Source organism: Mesorhizobium sp. M0030 (assembly GCF_040323695.1).
Classification (GTDB): Bacteria; Pseudomonadota; Alphaproteobacteria; order Rhizobiales; family Rhizobiaceae; genus Mesorhizobium.
Genome location: NZ_JAMYVE010000003.1, coordinates 119000 through 135084, shown reverse-complemented (window position 1 = coordinate 135084; position 16085 = coordinate 119000). Strand labels below are relative to the sequence as shown.

The window sequence follows — 16085 nt, the reverse complement described above, 5'->3', positions numbered from 1 at the left end:
GCCGAATCAGAGCCGCGAAATCAGATATCGCAACGCCGAGCGGCTGGGCATGAAGAAATACCCACCCCCCTTGGTGGTGACGAATTGCGGCATGTCACGGAGCGTCGTGACCTTTTCCCATGACGGAATGGTGAACCTGCCATCGCCGCCGCGCGAACCAATCGTCGGGTCCTTTTCAGCGACGAGGCCCTGGAACGTGGCCGACGAAACCCAGGTCTGCTGAATGAATTCGTATTGGCGCTCTATGTCGGCGTTGAGGCACATGAACAGCAGCCCCTTTTCGACCTTGCCATTCTTGCCGTCCTGCTTCTGATAGGTGCGGCCGACCCGCAGGATACGATGGCGCTTGCCGATATTGATCTGCGTATCGCGGTCCTCACCCAGCGAGTCGCGTGGGTTGGAACGGCGAATGTGGGCACCAAGCGGGCAGCGATGGCCTTGCGGATCCTCGGCGCCAGCGGCGAAGTTGTTGTCGATGACGCGTCCCGGATGATTGGGGTTGCGCACCAGCGAGCTACCGTTCTGCCAGCGGCCGAGCATCTTGGCGGCAATCCAGTCTTGCGTGATGGCTTGGTTGCCGAGTTGGCTCGCGACCAAGGCTGCAGCCTTTTTGCAGTAGTTGTTGAAGACGTCGACGTGCTGCTCGAACTGGCGAATAACCAGGAATGAACCGTTGCGCCCGAAATCGCGCGGCGGTGGCGGCAGGCCCGGAATCAGCCGGCTACGGCGCACCTGCGAAAGGATTCCAGTCCGATCGCGTGATGCGCTTACCGAGGGCGAGGCTGGATAGAACCCATGCTCATCACGATAGCCGAACAGGAACTCGCCGGGCGCGACCAGATGCATGGGCGCGGCGCCCCTGCTGGCGCGGGTCGTGCCCCGGACAATCGGCTGCGAAATCCCGTCCGCGAAACCGAAATGCTCGTAGGCTGGCCCACGTTCCGACCGATCGTCACGCTTTGCCCCGTCGGACGATTTCGTCTTCGTGTCGGTCGGACCCCGGTTTACGGCGAGCGGCAGTTCGGCGACGACCTTCATGCCTGCACCGGTCGTCTTTCGTCTCACGGTGGCAATCTCGGTCTTCAACCGTCCCGGGTCTTCAGCATAGCAGACGATGACCAGGTCCACAGGGTTCTCCAGCGACCCCCACTCCCATTCGTCCGGGCCGTCGCGGCCTCGGTCGTCCAGTATGCGCCCACGCTCGGGGTTGCCCATGCCATGGCGAAAGGCGATCGGAAATGTTTCCAGTGGATCGCCCTCCACACCCTCGTCGAGCCCAAACTGCCGCAGGCCACCGGGACCAAAGGCGACTATCATAGCGCGCCCGGCGGGCCTGCCTTCGCCGAAACTCGTCTGCTCGACGACGAAATCGAGCCAGGCTCTGCGCTTGGGCGCCGGCAACTTGTCCGGCACCCGGATCGCAAGCATATGCGAATAAGCGAGCGGGCCGAGCGGGCCGAAGAAGATGGACTGGATCTCGCCGGTTTCCAGCTGCTGTTCGAGAGGCGCCGGAAAGGCAGAGCTGATATTGGCCAGCAGCGAAGTGGTCTTTTGAACGGTGGTTGTTTCGCTCGCCGGGCGCCGTAGCGAACCGAACAAGCTCAGCCAGTCGCGCGCCTCGTTGCCGACGGCGGAAGCAATGCCGCGCCTGACCCGGGAATTGATCCGGATGCGCTCTGTGTTGATTTGGGGATAGGCGGAGTACCAGAACAGGGTCGGCACCTGCTGGCGCCGCGCCCAGCGCTTGAAACGATCGCCGTCGCGCGCGCCGTCCAGGAACAGCCATCGTGTGCGTGGATAGCCCACGGTGTTGCTCCACACGCCGGTCAGGCCAGCGGACGCCTTGGCGATGAAGTCCTCAAGATAGCTTTCCCAGCTGCCGCCGTAGTTGGAGAAGAACATCAATCGGTTGGAGCCGGGCAGCAGTATCCAGCGGGCGAAATGGATAGTGTTGATGGTGTTGAGGAAGCCTGGCTTGAATACCTTCTGGGCAGCTATCGAGATCAGGTAGAAAGAAAACCTGAGCGCCAGCCGCCGCAGAATGCCGGCCTTCATCGTCGAAATCGCAGTCAGATGGTTTTGTGCCGCGTGGCCCTCCTTGACGAGTATCGCGTTCAATTCAGATATGCCGATCGATGTGCTTTCCGGCCGATCCCTGTCCTCGCGGCGTCGCAGCGCCAGCAAGCACGAAAACGCCAGCAGCGCCGCTGCCACCAACACTCCAAGTCCCGACAACAGAAGTGAGGTGATTGCTACCGCTATGGCGGTGAAGGAGATTTCCTGGGAACTGATGTCGATAGATCTGCCGAACACCACACTGTAGGTCATGTACCAGCAAGCAGCCCAGATGATCGCCACCGTGACGAAGACCGGTGGTACCAGCAACGTCGTCATCAGGGCACGGCCCCAATGACCCGGCGGCTTTTCCAGCAGGCTCTCGGCCGGCTCGAACGCCCAGGCAAACGTCCCTAATGACTGGACATGCTGGCGAACTTCAGCGAGCACGGCAGGAGCGTTGCCGGCGCCTTTGCGTGGCCGCTCGACGATGTCGCGCACGGCTTCGAAAAGCTGCTGCTCGGCCTTGATACGCTGGACCGAGTGCCCCGGCGTGCCCGAAAACACCAGTCCGGCATTGCTGCCGAAGGACGGCGATATGTCGACATTGTGCTTGCGCAGGAAATCGTTCAATGCGCCGCCATCGCGCAGATCGCAGACATCCTTGAAGATCGGCCGCAGCCGGTGCCCGATGGCGTGCGTGACCGCATCGATGACATCGTCGATGCTGCCGTCACCGGAAATCTCGAGAACCAGAGCTCCTTTTTCCTGACCGGAATCAGCGCCGATCTCGCCGGTGCCGACCACGGTCAGGCTGGTGAAGTGGACGGTGCCGGCAATGTCGAGCGCGGTGCGGATATCTTCGACGGCCGGGTTGCCGAGGCTGGCAACCTTGTCGCGGACAGCATCCAGCGACGCGGATCGGGTGACCGGGCAGACCACCGTCACCATAGACTGCGTTACGGTGCGGCAGAGTTCTGCCCGTTCGAAATCGACCTTGAGCGTTTCGGGATAGGCGCCGATGCGGGTCATCCGCCCGGCCTTGCCGGGCATGCGGCGCACGCCCTGCTTCTGGAACAGGGCGCGCAGGCTTTCGCCGATCTGGATCCTGGCAATCTCGGCGCCGATGCACTGATGAATGCCGTGGCCGAAGACCATGTAGTCGCGATACGGGCGCGATGTGTCGAACTGGTCCGGGTTCTGCACGGCGTCGGCATCGAACATCGCCGACAGCGTCGCCGGCATCACCACCGTGCCGGCCTTCACCAGGCGCTCGCGGCGCGTACCCTTGCCGATGATCGCGTCGCGGGCCGTGTAGCGCCAGGGGCCGACCCAGATCGGCTTGAAGCGCATGGCTTCAAGGACGGCCCTGTCGAGCTTGGCGGTATCGTTTTCGGCCAATGCGGCATCGATAGCCTGCCGTGCGTCGGGCCGCGACAGGATCACGTCGAGGCAATTGCCGGCGGCCAACACATTGGTCGGGACGAAGCCGGCGATCATGCCCAGCATGATCGAATTGAGGTCGTCCCGCGACAGGCGGCCCTGATCCGTCTGGACAACCAGCCTCGCCAGCGGTTGCTCGGCCTTCAAGCCCCGGTCCCTCGCCGACTGGATGGAGCGATCGATGACTTTGAGAAGACGGTCGCCCGCCACCACTGCGAGTTCGCGCATGACGGGGCTCGCCGTCGGGTCCGAAAAGAACAGCGCACTCAGCGCGATCGCCCAGTCGGCGAATTCGGATTCATCGTCGATCTCGACGCCGAAATAATCGCGGCAGATGTGCACCGGGACGATCTTCATCAACTTGGAGATCGCATCGAAGCCGGGGCTGGCGCGCGTCATGATCTCTTGCGAATGACGCGCCGCGATCGGCCTGACGGCGGCTTCGACCTCGGCCGGCGGGAATGCACTCAGCACCGACGATTTCATGCGCCGGTAGTCGGCGCCGTCCTGCATGCCGAGGATGAAGTTGGATCCCCGGGCAAGCTCGGTCATTTCCGGGCCGTATGGGGTCTGGAATTCGTCGCCGCGCTCCAATATGTCGCGGACATCGGCGTTCTTGGTGACCACGAGAACACCGAAGAGCTTGCCGGTCGGCCGGAAACGCCGCAACAAGGAAAGCGCCCAGCGGGGGTCTTCGGCCAGAGACCCGACGATGCGCGCAATCAGCCCTGTCTTCCGGATCCGGCCGAGATCGAACGGCGGTATTTCCGACAGCGGGCGCTGGTTTTTCTGGGCCGCGCGAATAGCGTCGAAATACTTCAGTTCGGTCATGCGCGTTCAAGCCCCCCGGCTATCCACGTTATTGCGATGCCGGCCGTTCAACGCCTAGGTTTGCATCGGTTGCACGTATGTGAATCTTTTCACAGTTGGTCCATGTTCCAGCCAGCATTGACGCCATGTTCATTTGGCCAGTCGGAAATTGGCGACGAGGAACTCGTTCGCGGCCTTGTCGGTGAACGGTATCCAGCGCACACGCTGTTCTGAAAAATCGGGATGCCGGGTGGTGAAAATGGTCATCTCGCGCCGCGCCTGTTCCGGCCGGCCGCTTCGCATCAGCGCGCCGATCTTCAGGAACCTGGAATAAAAATAGCCGGGAGACAGGTTGAGCGAGCGATCGGCGGCAGCGATCGCCGCCGGCCAGTTCTCGACCAAACAGTAGGCCGCCGTCAGTTCCCCCAGATTGTGGAAGCGGTAGAGGTCGAACGGGCTCAATCGCTCGGTATCGAGAAAGAACGGTATTGCTGACGCGGCATTGCCGAGCAGCAGCTGGGCGCTGCCCATGGCCGAGCGCGCGAAGGCAAAGCTCGGATTGATGTGGATCGCTTCCTCGAAATGGTCGACGGCCGATCGCGGTTCGCCGCGCATGATGTCGACGGCGCCGAGATGGGCGTGCGGGCGTGCATCCAGGCTGTCCACCAGCAACGCCTTGCGGGCAAACTGCTCGACCTTGTTCAAATCGTCGCTGTCGCCGAAACGCAGCCATGCCCGCCAGAAATACCACCACGCCAGTTCATTGAGCACGGCGCTCGAGTTGGCGTCCTCGCGGTACGCCTTCTGGAAGAACTCGAGTGCGGTTTCGGTGTCGCCACGGGTGCGCCGGTTCATGTGCCAGCGGCCGCGTCGCACCAGTTGCCAGGTCTCCAGGCTTTCCCAGGGAACCTGGAAGGTGCGTGCCTGTTCCGCCCGGTCGACCTCCTTGTCGAGGATCGAAACAATCTCAGCGCCGATCTGGTCGCGCAGGTTGAAGATGTCGACCAGATCGCGATCGAAGCGCTGCGACCACACCAGCCGCCCGTTGGACGCGTCGGCCAGCGAGGTGTTGAGGCGGATCTGGCCACCATTGCGCATCAGCGTGCCGCTGACGATGTAGCGCGCGCCGAGCGCGTTGCCGATCACCCGGGTGCCCAGCGTGTCGTCGCGGAACTGGAAGCTGGAGCCCTTGGCGATGACCGAGAGCCATCTGGTGTTGGATAGACCATAGATGATGTCCTCGGCGATGCCGTCGGCCATGTAGCCGATGTCATGCTCGCCGCCATCGGCGTGGAAGGGCAGGACGGCGATCGCCGGCGGCCCCTTGGACGACAGCTTCTGCTGCGCATTGGCCTGGGGAATGGCCGCGAACGACGCCGCCGGCGAGGATCCGTTGCCGCTGCGGCCGGCGATCAGAACGCGCACCGGCAAGGCGATGTTCTTCAGCCTGAATTCGCCGAGATCGGTGAATTCGGCCGCCGTCTTGTCCTTCACATGGTGCCAGGTCGTCTCCGAAACGGCGAGACCGTCGCCCGGCGCGAATTCCTGGATTCTCGCGGCGATGTTGACGTCGTCGCCGTAGAGGCGGCCACCACGCACGATGACGTCGCCGGTGTTGATGCCGGCGCGAAACGGCATGCGCATATCGTCGGCAACCTCGGCGTTGAGGGCGACGATGCGGCCCTGGAAATCAAAGGCCGCGCGCAACGCCTCGATCGGATTGCCGAACTCGGCCATGATGCTGTCGCCGGCGTCGCCGAACGTGCGGCCGCCAAATGTGCCACAGCTGTCGGCGATGATGTCGCGCCGTTCCTCGAATGCCGCGACAGCAGACTCGTCGTCGATGCCCATCAGCCGGGAGAACCCGACGGCATCGATAGAAATGATTGTCGCCAGCTGACGGGTGTAGTTCCGTACAGCCATGTTCGAGCCCCCGCTCCCTTTCTGGTTCTGGTCCAGCACAGGCGACGACCCGTTCCTGAAACACTTCGCCGCGCGCTGAGAGATGAAGATTCCGGCGGGGTTGGCGCGCCATGCCACCCCGCCAGGACCAGAAGTCTAGCAGGGTCTTGGGCAAAGCTCTACCACCATCGGGTTGTCCAGCGCGGGCCGTGGCAGCACTCATGGTTGGCCGGCGGTTGGCGCAAATATTGGCGTGCCGTAGCTCTGAGCGCGGCGATCCAGGGCTTCACGGAACCTGCGCGACGTCAGCACTCGGAACAAACTGTGCTGCCTGCGAGTTTCCGGTGCGGTTCATACCAACGTGAAATGAGGGTAATCATGCGAAATCTTGTTCTGGCGACCGGCGTCGTCGTTCTTCTGGCCGGCTCGACGGCCTTTGCCGCGGATGACAGCCCACTGCCGCCGACGAATGCCCAGAAACTGTCGGCAATCATCGCCAAGGTCGAGCAGCGCGACGGCTTTCGCTATGTGAAGGAGGTCGACTGGGACAAGGACGGGTACACCGTCACCTATTACACCGCCGACAAGGCGAAAGTCGAAATCACCTTCGATCCCGTAACAGCCGAACCGAAATAGCGCTGATACCGCACCGCTTCGGCAATTCCGTCCGCCGCGTTTTTTGCCTACGATGGTGGCAGTTGTCGGACAACGGGGCGACCATGCTTTCTTCCAATCGAATTGCCAACTCGCTTGCGCTTGTCGTTGCACTGGCTGGCGCGGCGGTCTGCCTTGGTCCAGCGCGTGCCGACGGGCCATCCTTCGACTGCCGCAAAGCCAGCCTGCCGGTGGAAAAGGCGATCTGTGCCGACCCGCAACTGTCGGCAATTGATGCCTTGGTCGCCAAGGCCTTTACGGGTTTCGAGCCAGCCTTTGGCCGCGACAAGCGCAAGATCGCCCGTGCGCTCATCACTGACAGGAACGCCTGCGGGCAGGATGCCGCCTGCATCGTCAGCGCCCAGAACAATGCGCTGCAGACCTACGGCAATGCGCCGTCCTGGGTGCAGGATTACAACATCGCCCTGATCGGCAAGAAGGCACTCGACACCGCAGCCCGCCATCCAGGCAGCCCCGACCAGCCCCTGCCCTCGTCGATCGGGCAATGCGCCTTCACCCACATCACGGCGCTGACTACGCGGCTTGGCGACGACCCGCTGGAAACGGCCAGTCCTGAAGCCGGCAGTGTGACGCGGTTCAGCAATGGCGGCGCCGGGGTTTCCTACGAGCGGGAGCCTGGCCTTGCCAGTTCGAAAGCCGGCGATCCTGTCGTCATGTGCCTGATATCGATCCCGAGGGATTGTCCGCAGGGCGACGAGCGCGGGCGGGTCTATTACGGCGTCGACCTCACGATAAAAGGCACATGGATTTTGCCGGATTCGCAACATCTATGCGGCGGCGCCTGAAGATTTGCCGCAAAGCCCTGCTGGATGCACTCTTGCGCCGATCCGCCTTTGATGGCTGAGTGCGCGTAACAGTTGCAGGGCACGGGGGTGCATGGCCATGGTTAAGCATGTTTTGAAGCGCATCCTGATGATGCTTGCCGGCTATTTCGTTTCGGTGCTGATCGGATTGTTCGCGGTCGTGGCGATATATTGCGCACTCGCCGTATTGCCCAACGCGCCGGACTATTTCGGCGCCATGCAATTTTCGCCCATTGTCGTGCTGCTGTGGCCGCCGCTCGGCATGGTCGTCTATTTCTTGACGATCGTGCTGACCGGCCTGCAGACGCTGATCTTCGCGCTGCTCGCCGAATTCTTTGCCCTGCGCAATTTCCTGGTGCACATGCTGTTTGGCGCCGCTGCCGCTGCAGCCGGCTTTTTCCTGGTCTGGCCGGCCGCGGAAGAGGATGCCGGACGCTGGGCCGATATCGGCATCATCGCCGCCGCCGGCCTCGTAGCCGGTCTGGTCTATTGGCTGATCGCGGGCCGCGACGCCGGCTTCCGGCGTCCGCTCATCCAGCGCTGATCGCAGGAAACGGGCGACCGTCCATCGGCCAAAAATCTAATAAAACCAGAGAGACAAAGTGAGTTCCTCGTTCGTTGAACGAGGAACTCCGCTGGTTTCAGCTCGTCGGCGAGCGCACCGCTTCAGTCGCTTCCAGCGCCTGCATCAGCCGCGTGTCGCGGTCGTAGACATCGTTGAAATATTCGACTTTGCCGGACAGGTCCGGCCAGGCAGTGAAGTAGGAGACATAGACGGGAATCGTGCGTGTCACGTCTTCGCTGGCATGGCCGTGCTTGAGCTTTTCGGCGATGTCGTCGACCGAGACGCCGAGCACCGCCGCCGCCATCCCACGTGGATCCTGAAGGCGAATACAGCCATGGCTGAGCGCCCGCATATCGCGCTGGAAGAAGGATTTTTGCGGCGTGTCGTGCATGTAGATGGCGTGCTTGTTGGGGAACAGGATCTTCAGTTCGCCCAGCGCATTGGCTTCGCTCGGCTGCTGGCGCACGCTGTAGGGAATGTTGGCGCCGTAGGCGCCCCAATTGACCGAGGAAGAGGGAACCCGCCTGCCGCGCGAGTCGGTCACCTCGTAGCCGGCACGGTCGAGATAGCCCGGATCGCCACGCAGCCTTGGCAGCATCTCGTTGACGATGATCGACTGCGGCACGCCCCAATAGGGATGGAAATCGACCTGCTTGATCTCCTTGAAGAAGAAGGCGGTCTGGTTGGTGGTCCGGCCGATGACGACGCGGGTCTTCAGCTTCTCCTCGCCATTGTCGATATAGCTGGCGGTGAAGGCGGGCTGGTTGATGAACACCCGCGGGCTGCCGAGATCGGACGGCATCCAGCGCAATTCTTCCAGCGCGACCTGCACCTTCTGCAGCCTGTCGGCCTTGGACGTGCCGGCGAGCGAGGCGACGGTGCGCGGGCCGATGACCCCATCGCCCTTCATGCCGGCCTTCACCTGCACGGCCTTGATGATCGGAACCAGTTCGGGAACATAGACATCGCTGGTGCCGAGACGAGACAGGATCTCGCCATAGGCGCCGCCCATCTCGTCGTCGAGATTGCGCGCGATCAGCGTCAGCAGCTTCGGCAGTTCGGCGCTGGTCTCGCCGGGCTTCAGCAACAGCTTGGGATCGACGACGATTTCGTTTTCGGCGCTCGCCTGCAGCGATTCAAGTTCGACGCGCAGCGCCTGATATTCCGCGTTCTGCGGGTGCCGCGATTCGAGGTAGGTGCGCACTTCCTGGGTGTGGGCCAGCGTCTTGAGCGCGCCTTCCATGTCGACCGGCTTCGGCGGAAATTCATAGTAGCCGGTGATGCGATTGGGATCGACGCGCCCGCTCTGGGCGTCACGGGCATAGCGCAGTACGCGCGCCGACAGCGCCATCTCGAAGCGGACGAGTTCCTTCAGATGGGCGTCGGCATCGACTGCCGATGCGTTGGCTGCCGGCACCTCGACCGTGTAGTCGGCCGACGTGAGACCATAGCTTGCGGCTTCGCCAAGCACCCGCACCGCATCCTGGGCGCGGGCATTGGGATTGCCCTCGTTCACCCAGATGAAATCAGGATTGGCAGAGTAATAGGCAATCAGTGCCTTGGCGATATCGGGCTCGGCATAGAGTTCATAGTCGCTGAGGCCTGCAACGGCTTCGCGGAAGGCGGTGCTGGTCGCCGACGGAACAAAGGCGGCGTCTTCAGCTGTTGCCACCTGGGGAGGTGCTGCCACCAATGCGGTAAAGTCGACGCGCACCAGCCGGTCGGCCTTGTAGGTGTAGTAGGACGGGCTGCTGATCCTGGTGCCGCCACCGCCCGATACGGCGGGCTTCGGCTTGCGCTTCGGCGGCGGCGGGAATTCGCCTTGCGGCCTGTGCTTGACGCCACCGCCGAACAGCATGTCGAACAGGCCTTGCGCGCTTGCCTGCGGCACACCGAAGGCCAGTGCTGCCGCCACTGCAAGCGGCATCACGGTGGCTTTATTTCCGAGGAATTTCATTAATCACCCGCTCCGGCTGCAAGCCGGCTCCCGTTCCGCGCCGCTAGACGATCTTGCCAACCGCATGGCGGATGTAAGGCGCTACTATACCGATTCATACCGATTTCGTTAAGCTTCCATAAATTTCCGCAGGCCTGTTGCAGAACGGTTTCACAACATCGTGACGTCTGGAGCGGCGTTGCCGCTCCAGACCGGTCAAAGCGGCCGCTGCTTCAGGCGTTGGCGCCACCGTCGATGGTGAGCGCGGCGCCGGTGACGAAGCGCCCTTCCGGACCGGCGAGCCAGGCAACCATGCCGGCGATCTCGTCAGCCTTGCCGAAGCGGGGCGTCGCCATCTTCCGCCGCTGGTGTTCGGCATGCGGGCCTTCGGCCGGGTTCATGTCGGTGTCGGTCGAACCGGGATGAACGACGTTGGCGGTGATGCCGCGCGGACCGAGGTCTCGCGCCAGCGCCTTGGTCAGGCCGACCAGCGCAGCCTTGCTGGTCGAATAGGCGCTGAGGCTGGTGTCGGTGACGCGCTCGGCCAGATTGCTGCCGATCGAAATGATGCGGCCGCCCTCGCCCATGTGAGCCGCTGCCGCCTTCGAGGCTACGAACGGCGCTCTCAGATTGACCTCAATGGTCTCGTCAAAGTCGGCCAGCGACATCTGTTCGATGGGCGCCGCGCGCCAGATGCCGGCGCTGTTGACCAGGATGTCGAGCCGGCCGAAGGCATTCACCGCCTCGGTGACCGAGCCTTCGATGGCGGCAGCGTCGCGATTGTCGGCTTGGATGGCGATCGCGCGACCACCTGCCGCTATAATCTCGGCGACGACAGCTTGGGCCGGCGCCGAGCTGTTGACGTAGGTGATGGCGACGTCGGCGCCATCGGCCGCAAGCCGTTTTGCTATCGCAGCACCTATGCCGCGGCTGCCGCCGGTGACCAGTGCTGCCTTGCCGTTCAATCCGTTCGCTGACATGTCATTTCCCCGTTATGTAACGATCGATACATAAATATCTGGCAACCTTGCCTGGCGATGTCAAGTGAATTATGTATCGATCAACACAGAAAGATCGGTCATGCCGGAAAGAGGCCGCCCCCGCACCTTCGATCGAACCGCCGCCTTGCGGCAGGCGATGGAGCTGTTCTGGGCCAAAGGCTATGAGGGCACCTCGATCGCAGACCTGACCGCGGCGATGGGGATCAGCTCGCCCAGCCTCTATGCCGCCTTCGGCAGCAAGGAGGCGCTGTTTCTGGAAGCGACCGAGTATTACACCCGCAACGAAGGCACCGAGATCTGGAGCGCGCTGGACGAAGCGCCGACGGCATGCCAGGCGATCGAGAATTTCCTGCGTCAGACGGCAAAAGCGTACTCTCAGGACGACCGCCCGCAGGGCTGTCTCATCGCACTGGGCGCACTGCACCAGGATTCAAGCAGCGGCGCGATCTGCGATGATTTGCGCCGCCGCCGCGCCGAAAACCACACCCTCTTGCTGAGACGGCTGGAACGCGGTGTGGCGGAAGGCGAATTGCCGGCGGGCTTCGACAGCAACGCGGCGGCGACCTTCTATGCGACGGTCCAGCACGGCATGTCGATTCAGGCCCGCGACGGCGCCTCGTGCGACGCGCTCATGGCCACAGTGGCCGGAGCGATGGCGGCGTGGCAGGGGCTGGTCGGAACAGCGTGACAAAGCGCGGAGCTTGTGCTGGAAATCCAGTCGGCGGCGAAATGCGCCGGGAGGGATCATCCGTGAAAAAAGGGTATCGCGAGTTGCTCGACGAGGCCAATGCCGAGATCGAGGTGGTCTCGCCCGAGGAAGCGGCCGGGCTGCTCGACGACGAGGACACCATCTTCGTCGACCTGCGCGATCCACGCGAGATCGAGCGGGACGGCCAGATCCCCGGCGCCAAACATGTCACTCGCGGCATGCTGGAATTCTGGATCGATCCCGAAAGCCCCTACCACAAGCCGTTCTTCGCCTCGGGCAAAAGCTTCGTCTTCTTTTGCGCCGGCGGCTGGCGCTCGGCGCTGGCCACCAAGACGGCGCAGGATATGGGGCTGTCGCCGGTCAAGCACATCCTTGGCGGCTATACCGCCTGGAAGGCGGCCGGATTGCCCGTCGAGCCGGGCGGCAAGAAGAACGGTTAGCTCACCGCTCCGGCGTTGTCGGAGTCGACAATACACCCATTGGAATCAATGCAGTATCGGCTCGCGCTCGTTTTTGACAAAAGTCACAGCGCGTTCGACAACACCTTTGTCGGCGAGAATGCGACGGTGGCCGAGCCCATCGGCCCAGTGCAGCCGCACATGGCTGCCGGCGCCGGCATAACGTGTGGCATGATCGGCGGGGACTTCGCGGTCGTCCGGCGCGTGGATGACCAGCGTCGGCACCGGCGCCTCAGCCAACTGGCGGTCGCCGGTGAATTCATGCAGCGGCCGGCCCGACAGCCTTTTCACCTGATCGGCCATGGAAACCTGCGAACGCGGACCGACATTGAGCATGCGGCTGAAGTCGGCGAAGATCGCCGGCAGGGAACTTGGCGCGGCGACCAGCACCAGCCGCTCGGCCGCGACGGGCTGGATACCCTTGATCGAACCGGCAATGGCATTGGCGGCGACGGCGCCACCGAAGGAATGGCCGACTATCGCCTTGAACGGACCGAACCATTCGCCGGCGACCCTGACCGCCTCGACCGCATTGACCATGTTGAGATGACGGCCCAGCGACTGGCCATGGCCCGGCAGGTCGAGCGAGGCGACCCGGTAGCCCGCATCGCGAAAGCCTTCGATCAGAGCCCGCATATATTCCGTGCGCGAACGCCAGCCATGGACGACCAGCACCGTGCCGGCGGACGCCCTGCCCGGCTCGGGCCGGAATTCGTGCACCATGACGCAGCCGGCCTTGGTCGTAAGCCGATGATGGCGCGCCTCGGCCATGAAGCCGGCGGCGCGGTCGACCGCACGCCGCTCGCCGTCACTGAGCGCCTTCACGCTCGGCGTGCGGCAGAACAGTTCGAAGGCGGCGCGCCCGCTCAGGCGGGGCGCCACATGCTCGGCGGCGCGGAACACGCCCCGGATGACCTTCAGTCCAAATGATGCCATAGTGGCGATCCATCCATTCCGTTCAAGCATGAACATAATAGTTCAAACATGAACATTAAACAAGAGCTGCCCTGGGACAACCCGCGCTTTCGCAACTGGGTCGCGGTGGCGCGCGCCTGCCATGTGCTGGAGCGTGCGCTGGCGGTAAAGCTGGCGCCGCTGGATCTCAAGCCGGCGCAGCTCGACGTGCTGATGAACCTCTATCGCCATCCCGGCATGTCGCAGCACGATCTCGCCCGCAAACTGCTGGTCGGCCGCTCCAACATCACCATGCTGTTGCCGCAGCTCGAGGCGCGCGGCCTGCTGCGCCGCGAAGGCGACGAGAAGGACAAGCGCGTCCTGCGGCTGACGCTTACCGAGGCCGGCACGGAGCTTTTGATGAAGGCGCTGAAGGTGCATATGGCGCTGATCGAAAAGGCGATGAGCCAGTCGACAGCGGAACAGTGCGACATGATCGGCGAACAGATGCGCAAGATCTATGACGTGCTGAAGGATACCTGAGCCGTTCGATCCACGCGCCTCCCACCTCACCACATCGTCTTCTTCGCCCGCTCCGGCCATTCCTTGTCGTAAGTACCGGCATCGATATTCTTGCGGCTGGTGACTTCCAGGATTGTTCCGGGTGTCGGCAGCGATTTCGGGTCGACGTGCTTTGCCGGGTTCCACAGCTCCGAGCGAACGATGGCGCGGGCGCACTGGAAATAGACCGAATCGACATCGACCAATGTGACCGAGCGCGCCGGCTTGCCTTCGACGGCGAAGGAGGCGCAAAGCGCGGCGTCGGTGGTGATGCGGGCGCGGCCGTTGACGCGCAGCGTCGTGCCCGAACCCGGCACAAGAAACAGCAGCCCGACGCGAGGATCGCGGATGATGTTCTTAAGCGAATCGGCGCGGTTGTTGCCGCGCCTGTCCGGCATCATCAGCGTTTTCGGGTCATGCATGCGCACAAAGCCGGCGAGATCGCCGCGCGGCGAACAGTCCAGCCCTTCCGGCCCGCTCGTCGCCAGGGCGACAAAAGGCGAGGCTTCGATGAAGGCGGCATATTCGGGAATGACGTGGTCGAGTTCCTTGACCGTCGACGCTTCGCCGGGCAGGCCGTAGAGGGCTTCGAGCTGTTCGACCGTGGTGATGTCAGACATTTTCCCGTCTCCGAACCGTTGCCAGCGTTACCCCCAGTCAATGACGTTTTGCCGACAGTGCCGAACTAGCGGTCGCGGCTCAGTCCCTTCTCCTGGAGCTCGGCGAGATAGGCATTCCAGCGCGCGTCCTTTTCGTGGCCAAGCGTGTGCAGGTAATTCCAGGTGAAGATGCCGGTGTCGTGAAAATCGTCAAAGGTGATGCGCACGGCGTAGTTGCCGACCGGCTCGATCTTGAGGATGGCCACGTTGCGCTTGCCGGGAACCGTCACCCGCTGGTCCGGCGAATGGCCCTGCACCTCGGCCGAGGGTGAAGCGACGCGCAGCAGTTCGGCCGGCAATTCGAACGGCCGATGATCGGGAAAGGTGACGGACAGCAGTTTTCTGTCCTTCGAGACCCTGAGTTCCTTCGGCGCCGTCATTGTTCTGCATCCCGTCAATCCGCCCTTCCCTACGCTGCTTCGCGCGAGCGGAAAAGGCCATTTGGACCCGGCCGACACCGGATGTCGGCCAGGGAATGTCACCAAAGATCGAGAGCGGCTATCTTGAATGGCGGGTTGGATCGTATCACATAGCCGTATATAACGGCGCCACTCGCAGCCACGGGAATGCTTGAACGCATGGACATGATCGATCCCTTCGGTCGCACGATCAGCTACTTGCGCGTGTCGGTCACCGACCGCTGCGATTTCCGCTGCACCTATTGCATGGCCGAGGACATGGCGTTCCTGCCCAAGAAGGACCTGCTGTCGCTCGAGGAACTCGACCGGCTCTGCACCGTCTTCATCGAAAAGGGCGTGCGCAAACTGCGCCTCACCGGCGGCGAGCCGCTGGTGCGCAAGAACATCATGCATCTGGTGCGCCAGCTGTCGCGGCACCTGAAGAGCGGCGCGCTGGAAGAGTTGACGCTGACCACCAATGGCTCGCAGCTGTCGCGCTTTGCCGCCGAGCTTGCCGATTGCGGTGTCGAGCGCATCAATGTCTCGCTGGATACGCTCGATGCCGACAAGTTCCACGCCATCACCCGCTGGGGCCATCTCGGCAAGGTCATGCAAGGCATCGATGCCGCGCAGGCGGCGGGGCTGAAGGTGAAGCTCAACGCCGTTGCGCTGAAGGACTTCAACGACGTCGAGCTGCCGGAGATGATGCGCTGGGCGCATGGCCGCGGCATGGACTTGACCGTCATCGAAACCATGCCGATGGGCGAGATCGACGCCGACCGGACCGACCAGTATCTGCCGCTATCGCTGCTGCGCGCTTCGCTCGAGCGCCAGTTCACGCTGAGCGACATCCCCTACAAGACCGGCGGTCCGGCCCGCTACGTCCATGTCGCAGAGACCGGCGGCAGGCTGGGCTTCATCACGCCGATGACGCATAATTTCTGCGAAAGCTGCAACCGCGTGCGGCTGACGTGCACCGGCACGCTCTATATGTGCCTGGGTCAGGAGGATGCCGCCGACCTGCGCGCGCCGTTGCGTGCCTCAGAAGGCAACGAGCTGGTCGCTGCTGCCATCGACGAAGCGATCGGCCGCAAGCCGAAAGGCCATGATTTCATCATCGACCGCCGCACCAGCCGCCCGTCGGTGTCGAGACATATGAGCGTCACCGGCGGCTGATTTTCTCCGCGATTGGTGCAGAATGCTTCCGTTGGAAGCG

Annotated in this window: 14 protein-coding genes; 7 read left to right on the top strand and 7 right to left on the bottom strand. The window is 63.0% G+C overall.

From position 1 onward, the window contains the following. Positions 1-6 precede the first annotated feature (6 nt). Entirely contained in the window at positions 7-4329 is a 4323-nt protein-coding gene (locus tag NKJ80_RS08150) for a cytochrome P450 (protein ID WP_352497391.1), read from the bottom strand. Positions 4330-4458: 129 nt separating this feature from the next. After that, positions 4459-6231 (bottom strand): adenylate/guanylate cyclase domain-containing protein, encoded by a 1773-nt coding sequence (locus NKJ80_RS08145; protein ID WP_023668989.1) that lies wholly within the window; start codon positions 6229-6231, stop codon positions 4459-4461. Between the two features lie 357 nt (positions 6232-6588). Between NKJ80_RS08145 and NKJ80_RS08140 the strand changes: the two genes are divergently transcribed. The 3 genes from NKJ80_RS08140 (at position 6589) to NKJ80_RS08130 (ending at position 8232) form a co-directional block, all read left to right on the top strand. After that, positions 6589-6846 (top strand): PepSY domain-containing protein, encoded by a 258-nt coding sequence (locus tag NKJ80_RS08140; protein WP_023668990.1) that lies wholly within the window; start codon positions 6589-6591, stop codon positions 6844-6846. 83 nt (positions 6847-6929) lie between these two features. After that, entirely contained in the window at positions 6930-7670 is a 741-nt protein-coding gene (locus tag NKJ80_RS08135) for a lysozyme inhibitor LprI family protein (RefSeq protein ID WP_023710496.1), read from the top strand. Positions 7671-7761: 91 nt separating this feature from the next. Continuing rightward, a complete protein-coding gene (locus tag NKJ80_RS08130; RefSeq protein ID WP_023668992.1) occupies positions 7762-8232 on the top strand; it encodes a hypothetical protein in 471 nt (156 codons plus the stop codon). A 97-nt stretch (positions 8233-8329) separates the two neighbouring features. Here NKJ80_RS08130 and NKJ80_RS08125 read toward each other — a convergent pair whose 3' ends face one another. Further along, the gene (locus NKJ80_RS08125; RefSeq protein ID WP_023688498.1) at positions 8330-10210 is read right to left on the bottom strand and encodes a L,D-transpeptidase family protein; all 1881 of its coding nucleotides are present in this window, start codon (positions 10208-10210) and stop codon (positions 8330-8332) included. A gap of 212 nt (positions 10211-10422) precedes the next feature. After that, positions 10423-11169, bottom strand: coding sequence for a 3-oxoacyl-ACP reductase family protein (locus NKJ80_RS08120; protein ID WP_023688499.1), 747 nt, complete (start codon positions 11167-11169; stop codon positions 10423-10425). Positions 11170-11269: 100 nt separating this feature from the next. Here NKJ80_RS08120 and NKJ80_RS08115 point away from each other — a divergent pair, with 100 nt between their 5' ends. Both NKJ80_RS08115 and NKJ80_RS08110 read left to right on the top strand, forming a co-directional pair. Next, the gene (locus tag NKJ80_RS08115; protein WP_023668995.1) at positions 11270-11878 is read left to right on the top strand and encodes a TetR/AcrR family transcriptional regulator; all 609 of its coding nucleotides are present in this window, start codon (positions 11270-11272) and stop codon (positions 11876-11878) included. Between the two features lie 62 nt (positions 11879-11940). Then, the gene (locus tag NKJ80_RS08110; RefSeq protein ID WP_023688500.1) at positions 11941-12339 is read left to right on the top strand and encodes a rhodanese-like domain-containing protein; all 399 of its coding nucleotides are present in this window, start codon (positions 11941-11943) and stop codon (positions 12337-12339) included. A 45-nt stretch (positions 12340-12384) separates the two neighbouring features. Here NKJ80_RS08110 and NKJ80_RS08105 read toward each other — a convergent pair whose 3' ends face one another. Beyond that, positions 12385-13293, bottom strand: coding sequence for an alpha/beta hydrolase (locus NKJ80_RS08105; RefSeq protein ID WP_023668996.1), 909 nt, complete (start codon positions 13291-13293; stop codon positions 12385-12387). 48 nt (positions 13294-13341) lie between these two features. On the opposite strand from NKJ80_RS08105, the gene NKJ80_RS08100 reads away from it, so the two are divergent. Continuing rightward, entirely contained in the window at positions 13342-13794 is a 453-nt protein-coding gene (locus NKJ80_RS08100; protein ID WP_023668997.1) for a MarR family winged helix-turn-helix transcriptional regulator, read from the top strand. Between the two features lie 26 nt (positions 13795-13820). On the opposite strand, the gene NKJ80_RS08095 is transcribed toward NKJ80_RS08100, so the two are convergent. Both NKJ80_RS08095 and NKJ80_RS08090 read right to left on the bottom strand, forming a co-directional pair. After that, positions 13821-14432 carry a pyridoxamine 5'-phosphate oxidase family protein gene (locus tag NKJ80_RS08095; protein WP_023668998.1) on the bottom strand — a complete coding sequence of 204 codons (612 nt, stop codon included), beginning with the start codon at positions 14430-14432 and terminating at the stop codon, positions 13821-13823. 65 nt (positions 14433-14497) lie between these two features. Beyond that, positions 14498-14851, bottom strand: coding sequence for a gamma-butyrobetaine hydroxylase family protein (locus tag NKJ80_RS08090; protein ID WP_023668999.1), 354 nt, complete (start codon positions 14849-14851; stop codon positions 14498-14500). Positions 14852-15049: 198 nt separating this feature from the next. Between NKJ80_RS08090 and moaA the strand changes: the two genes are divergently transcribed. Continuing rightward, complete coding sequence (moaA, locus tag NKJ80_RS08085; protein ID WP_031193366.1) at positions 15050-16045, top strand: GTP 3',8-cyclase MoaA; 996 nt, start codon at positions 15050-15052, stop codon at positions 16043-16045. Positions 16046-16085: the final 40 nt, after the last annotated feature.